This is a genomic window from Mycobacterium sp. TH-M103 (assembly GCF_057473785.1).
Genome location: NZ_JBYCLG010000058.1, coordinates 1 through 12,429, shown reverse-complemented (window position 1 = coordinate 12,429; position 12,429 = coordinate 1). Strand labels below are relative to the sequence as shown.

Below are 12,429 nucleotides of genomic sequence, written 5' to 3'. Positions count from 1 at the left end.
GTCGGGGTGCTTGCCGAACTTGGTCATCCGGATGCCCAGGATCCAGATCTCGTCGCTGGCGCTCATCGTCGCTGCTCCTTCGAAGTGACTCGGTTGACTCAGGCGGCGGGCTCGAAACCGAAGCCGATCGCCTCGGTGCCCTCGGCGTCGGCCCCCAACGAATAGGTGGCCAGGCGCACCTTCATCCCGTCGCGCACATGCTCGGGGTCGGGCTCGACGTTGATCAGATTGGCGCGCACCTGCGTGCCGTCGCAGTCCACCACGGACGCGACGAACGGGGTCGGGATCCCCGGCGCGGCGAAGGTGACGATCGTGAACGCACGCACCGTGCCCTCGGTCGCGACCGGGACGGTCTTGAACTCCGTGGCAAAGCAGCTCGCGCACGCGTTACGGCGGTCGAAGAACCGGGCCCCGCAATGGGTGCATTCGTGCGCGACGAGGTGCGGTTCGCCGTCGTCGAGCACCAGATAGTCGACCAAAGGAATCTGCCCGGCCATGACAACCTCCGTCCCGTGTGTAAACGACCGTAGCCCATCACGGGCCGTGCGTAGCACATCGCCAACGCGTCTTAAGCTCGAGCATCATGACGGTGTCGCGACTGCGTCCGTACGCGACCACGGTGTTCGCCGAGATGTCGGCCCTGGCCGCGCGGATCGGCGCGGTCAACCTCGGCCAGGGCTTCCCCGACGAGGACGGGCCACCCGCGTTGCTGAAGGCGGCGCAGGACGCCATCGCCGGCGGTGCCAACCAGTACCCGCCGGGGATCGGCATCCCGGCGCTGCGCCGGGCCATCGCGGCCCAGCGCCGGCGGCGGTTCGGCATCGACTACGACCCCGACACCGAGGTGCTGGTCACGGTCGGGGCCACCGAGGCCATCGCGGCGGCGGTGCTCGGCCTGGTGGAGCCAGGTGAGGAAGTCGTGCTCATCGAGCCGTTCTACGACTCCTATGCACCGGTGCTGGCGATGGCCGGCGCGCAGCGGGTGGCCGTGCCGCTGGTACCCGACGGCCGCGGCTTCGCCCTGGACGCCGACGCGTTGCGCCGGGCGGTGACGCCGCGCACCCGGGCGCTGATCGTCAACTCACCGCACAACCCGACCGGAGCGGTGCTGAGCAGGGCCGACCTGCAGGCGATCGCCGAGATCGCCGTGGCGGCAGACCTTTTGGTGATCACCGACGAGGTGTACGAGCACCTGGTGTTTGACGGCCGCGAGCACCTCCCGCTGGCAGGCTTCGACGGCATGGCCGAGCGCACCGTCACCATTTCCAGCGCGGCGAAGATGTTCAACTGCACCGGCTGGAAGATCGGGTGGGCCTGCGGCCCGGCGCCGCTCATCGTCGGCGTGAAGGCGGCAAAACAATATCTGACCTACGTCGGCGGTGCCCCGTTCCAACCGGCCGTCGCGCTGGCGCTCGACACCGAGGACGCGTGGGTGTCCGAACTCCGGAACACGTTGCAGGCCAGGCGGGACCGGCTCAGCGCGGGGCTGACCGAGATCGGTTTCGAGGTACACGACAGCTACGGAACGTACTTTCTGTGCGCCGATCCGCGCCCACTCGGCTACGACGACAGCACGACGTTCTGCGCGGCCCTCCCGGAGCGGGTCGGTGTGGCGGCCATCCCGCTGTCGGCGTTCTGCGACCCGGACGCCCCACACGCCGCGGAGCAGGCCAAGGTGTGGAATCATTTGGTGCGCTTCACGTTCTGCAAACGGGACGACACCCTGGACGAAGCGCTCAGGCGACTCGCGGCGCTGCCGGACCCGCCAGCGGGGTGACCCGCGCCGCGCGCTCATCCCGCGGCGGGCGGGCGGGCGAGCACGGCGGGACGAAACCCGTACCGGGGCGCCGCGGTGAACACGCCATGCATGCCCTGCGTGGCCATGTTCGTGATCGGCGTCATCGGTGGCAGACCCATCGATGCGGCGGCCTCGCTCGGCAGGGACCCGAACCCGACCCCCGGCAACCCCGCGGCGAAGGGATTGGCTATCTGCGCGGGCGACCACGCCTGCGGCACCGACAGCGCGCCGACCGTGGCGGCGCGGCCCAACCCCGCCGACACCGCGCCCGGGCTTCCGCCCAGCCCCAGGTTCACCGTGCCCAGTGACCCCAGCGCACCCGAGCCAACACCGTGCGACAGCGCCGCCCCGGCGGCGGGAAGCGCTTTGGCGGCCGCACCGACCGACGACATCAACGACTTCGACATGTTGGCCATCGAGAGTCCCCGCATCGGCATCATCGACACGATCGACGCGGGGTAGAGAACCGTCTTCAGGCTGTTCATCGAGGTGTTGAACATCGACGTCAGCGTCGACGTGGAGGGCAGCGACGACGCCGACGACAACGGCGAGGCGAGTCCCTGCAGGGTCTGCGGCAGCGCCGTCATGGCCTCCTGCAGTGTCGTCGGGGTGTTCGCCGCCGCCGCCGTCGTGGCGGCGTGCGCCGCCGCGGCCTGGCTGACCAGACCCGCCGGGTTGCCGATCTGCTGCGGCGCCTGGAACAGCGTCAACCTCGTCGCGGTCGCCGAGGAGGCGGCATAGCCGTACATGGCGGCGGCGTCCTGGGCCCACATTTCGCCGTATTGCGCCTCGGCGGCCGCGATCGCCGGGGTGTTCTGACCCAGAAAGTTGGTGGCGATCAGCGACGCCACCAAACTGCGGTTGGCCGCGACCACCGGGGGCGGCACCGTCATCGCGAACGCGGCCTCGTAGGCGGCCGCCGCGGACCGCGCCTGGGCCGCCGTCTGCTCGGACTGGACGGCGGTGGTGTTCATCCATGCGACGTAGGGTGCGGCCGCGGCGACCATCGAGGCCGACGCCGGCCCCGTCCACGAGCCCATCAGACCCGAGATCGCCGAGTCGTACGAGGCCGCCGTGACGCGCAGCTCGGCGGCCAACCCGTCCCAGGCCGCCGCGGCCGTCAACAACGGACTCGAGCCCGGTCCCGCATACATCCGGGCGGAGTTGACTTCCGGAGGCAACATTCCGAAATCCATTGCGCAACACCTTTTGTGCTCAAGCCGGTCGGGTCTTCGTTCGACACAGACACTCCAAGGCGAAGCTGAAGCCGAGCTGAAAGAGGCACCCCGAGGCACCGACGCTCAGGCTCCCTTCAGGAAAGCGTCGTCACAATGGCCGTGTGCACGGACTCCCCGCTCGGCAGCACTCGGACACCAACCCGCCCAGGGTGCTGGTGGTGGAGGACTACGGCGCCATTCGCGAGATGGTCGTGGAGGCGCTCGCCGACGCCGGGTATGTCAGCGGCGGACGGGTCGACGGCCGGGGGCTCGAGGACGCGCTGGCCGCGTTTCGTCCCGACTTGGTGGTGCTCGACGTGATGCTGCCCGGCCGCGACGGCTTCGCCCTCATCGACGTGGTGCGCGGCTACGGCGATGCCGGCATCGTCCTGCTCACCGCCCGCGACGCGCTCCCGGATCGGTTGCGGGGGCTCGACGCCGGTGCGGACGACTACGTGGTCAAGCCGTTCGACGTCGCCGAGCTGGTCTCCCGGGTGGGCGCCGTGCTGCGGCGGCGCGGACGGGTGCCCTCGGCGATGCAGGTCGGCGATCTGGTGCTGGACGCCGAGGGCGGGGTGGTGAGCCGGGCCGGCACCATGCTGGACCTCACCGGCACCGAGTTCAAGTTGCTCAGCTACCTGGTGGAGCAGCGGGGCCGGACGGTGAGCAAGGATCAGATCCTCGCGGCGGTATGGGGATACGACGCCTACGACGCCAACCTCGTCGAGGTCTACATCAGCGCGCTGCGCCGCAAGCTGGAGGCACACGGGCCCCGGATGCTGCACACGGTCCGGGGAATCGGCTACCGGCTGTCGGCGGGCCATCCGTGACCGCGCCGACCACTCCCACCCCGTCGCTGCGCCGGCGGGTCACGGTGGCGACGGTGGGCCTGATCGCGATCCTGCTGCTGGCTCTCGGCGCGGCGATCGACGAAGTGGTCGGGGTTCAGCTCAACCGTGACCTCGAGTCCCGGCTGGCCGACGACGTCGTGCGCGCCGCCAATCTCGTCAAGGTGGGTGTCGGCCCGGCAGAACTCGTCGTTCAGCTGCAGGCGCAGCGGATCCGGGTGCGGGTGATCGGCCCGGACGGCACCCGTTACGGTGACCGTTCGCTGGACACCGGCGCGTCCCCGCCGCCACCACCGCAAACCGGGGCGGTGCCGCCACCGACCGCCAAGGAACGGAGCAGCAAGGCGGTCACCCGGGTCCTGCGCGACGGCTCGACGATCATCCTGGTGGGCAAGACCAACGGCATCCAGGCCCGCCGGGCCCAGCTGCGGCGCGACCTCCTCATCGGCGGCACCGCAACGCTGATATTGATCGCGGTGCTGGTCAGGCTCGTCGTCGGTCGCGCGCTGGCACCGCTTCAGCGGATCACCTCGACGGCGGAGCAGATCACCCACGGCGACCGGGGACGGCGACTCCGGCCGGACCGGCCGACCACCGAACTCGGTCACGCCGCCGCCGCGTTCGACAACATGCTCGACGCGCTGGAGACCGCAGAGACCAACGCTCACCGGGCTGCCGAAGCCGCGCAACGCGCCGAGTCCAAGACACGCCGCTTCCTCTCCGACGCCGCCCACGAACTGCGCAGCCCGGTGACCGCGATCCAGGCGGTGGCGCAACAACTGACCGCCAGCACCGAGGGAACCGGTCATGACGACGCGGCGTCGATCTCGCGGCTGCGCCGCTACGCCGCGCTGCTGGGCGGTGAGACCCGGCGGGCCGGCCGGCTGGTTTCCGACCTGCTGGACATCGCCGGCATCGATGCGGGGACGGCATTGCGCAGCGAGCAGGTGGACCTCGTCGACGTCGTCGCCGCCGAAGTGGAACGCGCCGCCATGCTCGCGCCCAGCGTGACGGTGCGGCTGGTCGGGGACGACGCTCGTCTACCCATCCGCGCCGACCCTGGCCGGATCGTGCAGATCCTGTCCAACGTGTTGGACAACGCCCGCCGCTACACCCCGCGCGGCGGTGAGATCACCGTGCACACCGCGGCCCGCGACCACACCGCGGAAGTGACGGTCGTCGACTCCGGGCCCGGCATCCCCGATGCGGACCGCGAGCGGGTCTTCGACCGGCTGGTCCGCCTCGACGACGCGCGCGACCGCGGCTCCGGGGGCGCCGGACTCGGGCTGTCGATCGCCCGCGGACTGGCCGAGGCCCACCACGGCACGCTGGAATGCCTGCCCCACGAACCCGGCGCGGCCTTCCGGCTGAGCCTGCCCTTGGCGCCGCCTTCCGACCCCGCGGGGACCTGAGCCGGCTATTCCGGCCGGCGGGCCCGCTGCGCGGTCAGGACCTGCTTGCGCAATCCCTCGGTTGCGGCGCGTACGACCGTCTTTCGCGCACGGTTGACCAGAAACTCCGGCAGCGGCGCCGACGGTTCCAGGGTGATGTCGAATTGCACCCGCGTCTTGTCGACGCCGACGCGCTGCAACCGGTATTCGACGTGCTGGCCGTGCTGCTGCACGGTCTTCCGCGCGTCCCACACGACCCAGTCGGGACCCCAATGATATTCCAGCACTTCATGATCGACGATACCGAGCACCTTGACCGTGACCTTGACGTGGTGCGGCAGGCCGTCGGGATAGGCATCGATGACCTCGGCCTTCTTGTGCACCGAGGACCACAGCGGCACCGCGCCGACGTCGGCGAGCACCACCATGATCTCTTCCGGGGGCGCATCAATGACGATCTGCGCCGATGCTTGTACGGCCACCGCTACCAAGTTAGCAACCGCACTACCGGATGTGCCCGAAACTCTTCGATCAGCCGCCGCCGGCGATGAGGTCGCTCAGGCCTTTCACCGCGGCATCGAGGACGGACCGCGTCGCCCGCCTGACGATGAAACCCGGGATGGGCCCCGCCGGCTCGACGGTGATGTCGAAGCGCACCCGGGTCTTGTCCGTTCCCTCCGGCTTGAGGTTGTACTCGACGTGCTGGCCGTGCTGTTGGGGGGTTCCCTTGGCGTCGTAGACGACCCAGTCGGGGCCCCAGTGGTATTCCAGGACCTCCCTGTCGGTGAGCCCCAGGATCTTGATCGTGGCCTTGACGTGGTGGGGCCGGCCGTCGGGATAACGGTCGATCACCTCGATGTGCTTGTGCAGCGGCGACCAGGACGACAGCACGACGACGTCGGTCAGCGCCTCCATGACCACTGCCGGCGGCGCGTCGACGACGAACTCCCGCGATGCTTTTACAGCCACTGCGCCCAACCTAGCAACGCCGCACCGGGAGTGCGCGGGTTTCGCCGTAACCGGTTTCTTACCAGTCGATTTCGGTCAGCGAAGTGGTGCCGGATGGCGGCGGCCCCACCGGCGGGGCGGGTGTGCGCGAGAAGCGCGGGGCGGGCGCGGCCTGGTCGGCGCCGTGCGCGGTGATCACCGTGGACCGGGCCCGCAAGTGGTCGTCGGTGGCCGCCTCGCCCCACGTCAGCACCGGCGTGACACACGCGTCGGTGCCGGCAAAGACCCGCGTCCACTCGTCGCGGGTCCGGGCGGCGAACCGCTCGGTGAAGATGTCGAACATCCTTGGGTAGGAAGCGATGTCGCGCTGACCGGGCACCTCGTCCGGCGACAGGCCGAGCCCTTCGAGCAACGCGGCGAAGAACTGCGGTTCGATCGCCCCGACTGCCACGTACTTGCCGTCGGACGTCTCATAGCAGCGGTAGAACGGCGCGCCGCCGTCGAGCAGGAACGACTCGCGCCGGTCGCGCAGCGACCCGGTCGACTTCATCGTCCACATCACCTGAGCGAGCAGACTGACCCCGTCGACCATCGCGGCGTCGACGACCTGTCCGCGGCCCGAGCGTTCCCGCTCGTACAAGGCGGCGACGATGCCCACCAGGACCAGCATCGAACCGCCGCCGAAGTCGGCGACGAGGTTCAGCGGCGGCAGCGGTGGGCGGTCGGCGTAGCCGAGCGCGGAGAGCGCACCGGTGCGCGACAGATAGTTGATGTCGTGACCGGCCGTCTGCGCCAGGGGCCCCTCCTGCCCCCACCCGGTGATCCGCGCGAAGATCAGGCGCGGGTTGACCGCCGCGCAGTCGTCGGGGCCGATGCCGAGCCGCTCGCAGGTGCCGGGCCGGAAACAGTCCAGCAGCACGTCGGCCCTGGCGGCCAGCTCCAGCAGCGCCCCGGGCCGCGCCTTGACGTCCAGGTCGACGATGCGCTTGCCGCGGTGGAGCAGGTCACGGCCCTCCGCCGGCATCGCGATCGCCACGCCGGGCCGGCGCACCCGCACCACGTCGGCACCCAGGTCGGCCAGCATCATCCCGGTGTGCGGCCCCGGCCCGATGCCGCCGAGCTCGATGACCCTGACCCCGGCCAGGGGCCCGCCGCGACCCACGGACTACGCGTCCTTCTTCACCTTCAGCACCCGCTCGCGCAGCGCCTTGGTCGCGGAGTCGATCGTCCCCTTGACGGCGCGTTTGAGCACGAAACCGGGTAGCGGCACGTTGGGGTCGGCGAGCAGCTCGAACTTCACCAAGGTCTCGTCACCTTTGGGCACCAGCGTGTACTTGCCGTCCTGCGCCTTCTGCTGGGAGGAGCTGACCAGCGTCCAGCTCACCTCGTTGTCGCCCCACGTGTAGGCCACTACCTGTTCGTCGGTGATGCCCGCGACCTTGACCTTCATCCTGACCTGGCGCGGCCGGCCGTCGTCGCCGGTCTCGAGCACCTCCGCGCTCTGATGGGGTTCGGACCACTCGGGCATCGCCTCGAAGTCGGCGATGACGTCCAGGATCTGCGCCGGGCTCGCTTCGATGACGATGTCGCGCGACTCTTTGATTGCCATGGGCGCACCATAGGACAATCGGAGCCCGGCCGGGAGCGATTCACAATGGCCACCGGGCGTAACGTCGACTTCGTGAGTGAAGCGCCCATTGATCCCGCCTACACCGTCGGCGACTACCTCCTCGACCGCCTTGCCGAGCTCGGTGTGTCCGAGATCTTCGGCGTGCCCGGTGACTACAATCTGGAATTCCTCGACCACATCGTCGCGCACCCGACCCTGCGATGGGTAGGCAACGCCAACGAGCTGAACGCCGGCTACGCCGCCGACGGGTACGGGCGGCTGCGCGGAATGTCCGCCGTGGTAACGACGTTCGGTGTCGGCGAGCTGTCGGCGGCCAACGCGATCGCGGGCAGCTATGCCGAGCACGTGCCCGTGGTGCACATCGTCGGCGGCCCGTCCAAGGACGCCCAGGGCACCCGGCGCGCGCTGCACCACTCCCTGGGCGACGGCGACTTCGAGCACTTCTTCCGGGTCAGCCGCGAAATCACCTGCGCCCAAGCCAATCTGATGCCCGCAACGGCCTGCCGCGAGATCGACCGGGTGCTGTCCGAGGTGCGGGAGCAGAAGCGCCCCGGATACATCCTGATGTCCACCGACGTGGCGCGTTTTCCCACCGAACCGCCCCGCGACCCGTTGCCCCGCTACACCGGGGGCACCAGCCCGCGGGCGCTGGCCGAGTTCATCGAGGCAGCCGGCGAACTGATCGGCGGGCACCGCTTGACGGTGCTGGCCGACCTGCTGGTCCACCGGCTGCAGGTGGTCAAGGAACTCGAGGCGCTGCTGGCCGCCGACGTGGTGCCCTACGCCACGCTGATGTGGGGAAAGAGCCTGCTCGACGAGAGCTCACCGCATTTCCTGGGCATCTACGCCGGCGCGGCAAGCAGCCCGCAGGTGCGCACGGCGATCGAGGAGGCGCCGGTGCTGGTCACCGCCGGGGTGGTGTTCACCGACATGGTCAGCGGCTTCTTCAGCCAGCACATCGACCCGGCGCGGACCATCGACGTCGGGCAGTACCAGAGCAGTGTGGCCGGCCGGGTGTTCGCGCCGCTGGAGATGGGCGCCGCCCTCGACGCGCTGGCCGAGATCCTGGTGCGGCGCGGAAGGCGTTCACCGGAGGTGGTCACGGCCCCGGCGGAACCGGACCCGGCGGCCGCCGGCACTCCCGCGCGTGAGCAGGCACTGACCCAGCCGATGCTGTGGGACCGGCTGTGTTCGGCGCTCACCCCGGGCAACGTGGTGCTCGCCGACCAGGGGACGTCGTTCTACGGCATGGCCAACCACCGGTTGCCGCAAGGCGTCACCTTCATCGGCCAACCCTTGTGGGGCTCGATCGGCTACACCCTGCCCGCGGCGCTCGGCGCGGGGGTGGCACACCCGGACCGCAGGACGGTGCTGCTGATCGGCGACGGCGCCGCCCAGCTCACCGTCCAGGAGCTGGGCAACTTCTCCCGCGAGGGGCTCTCGCCGGTCATCGTGGTGGTCAACAACGACGGCTACACCGTCGAACGGGCGATCCACGGGGAAGCCGCGCCCTACAACGACATCGTCAATTGGCGGTGGACCGATCTGCCCAGCGCGCTGGGCGTCACCAACTACCTGGCATTCCGGGCCGAGACCTACGGCGAACTCGACGACGCGTTGACCGCGGCGGCGGAGGAGCAGAACCGCATGGTGTTCGTCGAGGTGGTGTTGCCGCGGATGGAAATCCCCGGGCTGCTGGTCGAACTCGTGCAGCCGACGTCACCGGACGGCAGCCCGCGCCGCTGAGCCGCGGTCTCAGCGCGCCCCGGGGCGGGGCGATGTGGGATCGGGGGTCGCCGAGCGCAGGATCGCCCGGACGGTGCGCCGGCAGCGCCCGCAGTCGGCGCCCGCGCCGCAGGCCCGAGCGACATCCCTGGTCGTCGACGCCCCGGCCGCAATGGCCTCGCACACCGTCTGGTTGGTGACGCCGTTGCACAGGCACACGAACATTCCGGCGATCCGCTCAGTCCGCCTCGATGCGCATCATGTCGAAGAAGCGGCCGACGAACAGCGGCGGGTAGGCGCCGGCCCCCGCCCCGGACATCCATTGGGCGGCGGCGTCGGGATGCTCGAGCCACTCCCGCGCCCCCTCTTCGTCGGGCAGCTCCTGCAGGATGAGCACCTCGCGCTCGTCGTCGAACGCCTGGAACACCCAGGTCTTCCGAATCCCCGCGGCGGCGAACCGGTCCATCGCGACACGCACCCCCGAGTTCAGCGTCGCCACGTCGTCGACGGAGGCGAAGGCGGCGACCACGACCCCCGGCGCTCCCGGGGTCGACGGTTGCTCGGCGACGAACCTGTCGACGATCTCGCCGGCGAACACCGCGGGGATGTCTTCGACGCCGGCCTCATCGAACCAGTCGAAGAACACCCGCGAGCGCAGCAGTTCCACGATCGGCTCCCGGCTGTGCACGCCGATCATCACCAGCACACGCCCGTAGTCGTGCGTGGACATGTACACGAGGACATGGTGGGCGCCGATGTCGGCGAGGGCCGGTTTGTTGCGCTCGAGCAGCGGCCACACCCGCGTCGGATCGGGAACGCGGTAGTCCGTCGCGATGACCATCGAGTGGATGTCGTTCGTCATCGCCGGGTCCTATACCGGGTTGAATGACGAAATGAGCCATTTCCCATCGGCTTTGTCCAGTTTGACCAGGACGCTGCTCGAGGTCAGGGTGGGCTCCGGCCGGTCTTTGCTCTGGGTGCTCTGGTTGACGAACAGCAGCACCGTGGCCGCGCCGGGGCGGAATTCCGAGATGGCGGCGCGAAGCACGACCGCGTTCGTCTTCACCGACTTCTGCTTGGCGGCCGGGGCGACGATCTCCCGGGTGAACTGGTTGTAGTAGGTCAGGAAGTCGCCCGTCAGATGCGACTTCGCCGAAGAGAAGTCGCGGTCGAGGGTGTCGGGGGAATACGACAGGACCGCGACCGTCCCCTCGCTGGCCGCCGTGATCGCCGCCTTGGCGGCCGCGCCGTCCGTTTCCCGGTCCGGTAGGTAGGAGAAGTAGTACAACCCGCCCAGCAACCCCAGCGAAGCAACGACCAGCAACGCCAACACGGCGGGCAGGACCTTTCCGGACGACCGCCTCTTCACCTGTGCGCCAACGCGCTTGAGCCGGCCGGGCGTGGTCGGGCCCGCGCCGGTGTCGGCTGTCGCGGCGGTGGGCTCCTCGGCGTCCTCAGCGTCCGGGGCCGTCTCGACCTGTTCCTCGGTTTCCGGGGCCGGCGTTTCGTCTGCGCTCACGGCACGAACTCAACTTTCGATATCTTGATCTGGTCGCCGTCGCGGGCCACCGTCACGATCAGCCGGTAGCTACGTGGATCCTGTTTGGCGCCGGCCGCATTGGTGACCTCGGAGGTGGAGGCGACCAGCACCGTCGCCGAATTGTCGGTCATCGAGTCCAGTTCCACGGCTGCGGACTGGACGGTGCCCTGCGACACGACCTTGGACTGCTCGACCACCTTGACGAAGTCGTCGGCCATCTTGAGGAAGTCGTCCTTGAACGAACCGGTGGAGTCGTCGAGGATGCGCTGCACGCTCTGCTTGGCGTTGTTGAAATCCATCGACGTCAACGTCACGACACCCTGGCGCGCGGCGGCGGCGAACTCGGCCGCACGCTGCCGCTGCCGGACCGCGTCGCGATGCTCCTTGACCATGTATCCGGTGCCGGACAGCGCGGCGAGCACGACGATCACGGCCAGGGCGGCCGCGACGGTCGACCATTTGGGGCGGCGCAGCCGGCGTCGCCCCGGCTTCTCCGCCTCCGCGGCCTCATCGCGGGATTCCTCCCCCGACTCGCTCTCCGGTTCGACGGCGGACTCTGCGGCCGCGGTCGTCTCGGTATCGGGCGCCTCGGTCCCGACGTCGGCCGTCGCATCCACCGCCGCCTCGTCGCCGGAGAGGTCGGCCGCGGTTTCCTCGCGCGCTGCCTGTTGCGTCCTGGCTTCGGCGAGTTCGGCCTCGCGGCGCAACTGGATGGCCCGCGCGCGGGCCCGGGCGGCGGCGGCGAGGGCTTCGGCTTCCGCGGCCTCTGCCTCGGCCTGCTCGGCCAACGCCATGATGTCCGCGGCGGTACTGGGGGTTTCGCCTTCGTTCACCGGAACCGGTCTCGCCTCAGCAGCATTCTGGCGGCCACCACTCACCGCTCACCGGCCCGACGCTGCTCGTGACCCAAATGCCCAACTCCTCTACCGCGTGCCCGTCGACGGGATGTTTGCCCTGACCGCCGACGACCGACGTCGCCGTTGCGCAACCCTACTCGTCGTACCCCCTCACGCACAGGCGCCTGCTGCGAGATCCTTGCGCGCGTCGAGTGCCACGGCGGCCGATGTCGCCAGGAGAACCAGGTTATCACCCATCCCGCGGAACCTCGCTAGCCCTAGCCCTCAGCACCGCGTGAAACAGATATACAGCAGCGGAAATATCATTCTCTCATCGGGCATATGGAGCCCGCCGGGACGATCAGCGCAGCAGGTCTTTGACCACCTTGCCGGTGGCGTTGAGCGGAAGCGCGTCGAGAAACTCCACCGACCGCGGCACCTTGAATCCGGCCATGCGTTCGGTGCACCAGCCGATGAGTTCCTCGGCGTCCACGGC

The 12,429-nt window shown here is 69.7% G+C and carries 15 protein-coding genes; 4 read left to right on the top strand and 11 right to left on the bottom strand.

From position 1 onward, the window contains the following. Positions 1-98: 98 nt before the first annotated feature. Positions 99-497 carry a Zn-ribbon domain-containing OB-fold protein gene (locus AC2VOR_RS03105; protein WP_369737085.1) on the bottom strand — a complete coding sequence of 133 codons (399 nt, stop codon included), beginning with the start codon at positions 495-497 and terminating at the stop codon, positions 99-101. An 86-nt stretch (positions 498-583) separates the two neighbouring features. Between AC2VOR_RS03105 and AC2VOR_RS03100 the strand changes: the two genes are divergently transcribed. After that, complete coding sequence (locus AC2VOR_RS03100; RefSeq protein ID WP_486963183.1) at positions 584-1,777, top strand: pyridoxal phosphate-dependent aminotransferase; 1,194 nt, start codon at positions 584-586, stop codon at positions 1,775-1,777. Positions 1,778-1,791: 14 nt separating this feature from the next. On the opposite strand, the gene AC2VOR_RS03095 is transcribed toward AC2VOR_RS03100, so the two are convergent. Next, positions 1,792-2,994, bottom strand: a complete 1,203-nt coding sequence (locus AC2VOR_RS03095; protein WP_369737083.1) for a PPE family protein — start codon at positions 2,992-2,994, stop codon at positions 1,792-1,794. Between the two features lie 143 nt (positions 2,995-3,137). Between AC2VOR_RS03095 and AC2VOR_RS03090 the strand changes: the two genes are divergently transcribed. Beyond that, positions 3,138-3,845 (top strand): response regulator transcription factor, encoded by a 708-nt coding sequence (locus tag AC2VOR_RS03090; RefSeq protein WP_369737082.1) that lies wholly within the window; start codon positions 3,138-3,140, stop codon positions 3,843-3,845. Continuing rightward, a complete protein-coding gene (locus AC2VOR_RS03085; RefSeq protein WP_369737081.1) occupies positions 3,842-5,275 on the top strand; it encodes a HAMP domain-containing sensor histidine kinase in 1,434 nt (477 codons plus the stop codon). The genes AC2VOR_RS03090 and AC2VOR_RS03085 overlap by 4 nt, the downstream gene beginning before the upstream one ends. Before the next feature lie 5 nt (positions 5,276-5,280). Here AC2VOR_RS03085 and AC2VOR_RS03080 read toward each other — a convergent pair whose 3' ends face one another. Genes AC2VOR_RS03080 through AC2VOR_RS03065 form a run of 4 tightly spaced genes read right to left on the bottom strand, consistent with a single transcriptional unit; the run spans position 5,281 to position 7,811 of the window. Continuing rightward, positions 5,281-5,736: an SRPBCC family protein gene (locus tag AC2VOR_RS03080; RefSeq protein WP_369737080.1), complete on the bottom strand. Its 456-nt coding sequence runs from the start codon at positions 5,734-5,736 to the stop codon at positions 5,281-5,283. Positions 5,737-5,785: 49 nt separating this feature from the next. Next, positions 5,786-6,223 carry an SRPBCC family protein gene (locus tag AC2VOR_RS03075; RefSeq protein ID WP_369737079.1) on the bottom strand — a complete coding sequence of 146 codons (438 nt, stop codon included), beginning with the start codon at positions 6,221-6,223 and terminating at the stop codon, positions 5,786-5,788. 58 nt (positions 6,224-6,281) lie between these two features. Further along, positions 6,282-7,364, bottom strand: a complete 1,083-nt coding sequence (locus AC2VOR_RS03070) for a CaiB/BaiF CoA transferase family protein (protein WP_486963182.1) — start codon at positions 7,362-7,364, stop codon at positions 6,282-6,284. A gap of 3 nt (positions 7,365-7,367) precedes the next feature. Continuing rightward, on the bottom strand, positions 7,368-7,811 hold the full coding sequence (locus AC2VOR_RS03065; protein ID WP_369737077.1) for an SRPBCC family protein: 444 nt from the start codon (positions 7,809-7,811) through the stop codon (positions 7,368-7,370). Between the two features lie 72 nt (positions 7,812-7,883). On the opposite strand from AC2VOR_RS03065, the gene AC2VOR_RS03060 reads away from it, so the two are divergent. Then, on the top strand, positions 7,884-9,578 hold the full coding sequence (locus tag AC2VOR_RS03060) for an alpha-keto acid decarboxylase family protein (RefSeq protein WP_486963181.1): 1,695 nt from the start codon (positions 7,884-7,886) through the stop codon (positions 9,576-9,578). A 9-nt stretch (positions 9,579-9,587) separates the two neighbouring features. On the opposite strand, the gene AC2VOR_RS03055 is transcribed toward AC2VOR_RS03060, so the two are convergent. The 5 genes from AC2VOR_RS03055 to AC2VOR_RS03035 form a co-directional block, all read right to left on the bottom strand. Continuing rightward, entirely contained in the window at positions 9,588-9,782 is a 195-nt protein-coding gene (locus tag AC2VOR_RS03055; protein WP_369737076.1) for a (2Fe-2S)-binding protein, read from the bottom strand. A gap of 13 nt (positions 9,783-9,795) precedes the next feature. After that, positions 9,796-10,419, bottom strand: coding sequence for a fatty-acid--CoA ligase (locus AC2VOR_RS03050; protein WP_369737075.1), 624 nt, complete (start codon positions 10,417-10,419; stop codon positions 9,796-9,798). A 9-nt stretch (positions 10,420-10,428) separates the two neighbouring features. Beyond that, positions 10,429-11,076 (bottom strand): twin-arginine translocation pathway signal, encoded by a 648-nt coding sequence (locus AC2VOR_RS03045; protein WP_369737074.1) that lies wholly within the window; start codon positions 11,074-11,076, stop codon positions 10,429-10,431. Next, entirely contained in the window at positions 11,073-11,930 is an 858-nt protein-coding gene (locus AC2VOR_RS03040; protein ID WP_369737073.1) for a hypothetical protein, read from the bottom strand. Before AC2VOR_RS03040 ends, AC2VOR_RS03045 begins: the two co-directional genes overlap by 4 nt. A 364-nt stretch (positions 11,931-12,294) precedes the next feature. After that, the coding region (locus AC2VOR_RS03035) for an AMP-binding enzyme (RefSeq protein ID WP_486963184.1) at positions 12,295-12,429 on the bottom strand (135 nt) is incomplete at its 5' end.

Coding starts and splice junctions, on each gene's coding strand:
- AC2VOR_RS03105 (WP_369737085.1), bottom strand. CDS start 497: ATGGCCGGGCAGATTCCTTTGGTCGACTATCTGGTGCTCGACGACGGC.
- AC2VOR_RS03100 (WP_486963183.1), top strand. CDS start 584: ATGACGGTGTCGCGACTGCGTCCGTACGCGACCACGGTGTTCGCCGAG.
- AC2VOR_RS03095 (WP_369737083.1), bottom strand. CDS start 2,994: ATGGATTTCGGAATGTTGCCTCCGGAAGTCAACTCCGCCCGGATGTAT.
- AC2VOR_RS03065 (WP_369737077.1), bottom strand. CDS start 7,811: ATGGCAATCAAAGAGTCGCGCGACATCGTCATCGAAGCGAGCCCGGCG.
- AC2VOR_RS03055 (WP_369737076.1), bottom strand. CDS start 9,782: ATGTTCGTGTGCCTGTGCAACGGCGTCACCAACCAGACGGTGTGCGAG.
- AC2VOR_RS03050 (WP_369737075.1), bottom strand. CDS start 10,419: ATGACGAACGACATCCACTCGATGGTCATCGCGACGGACTACCGCGTT.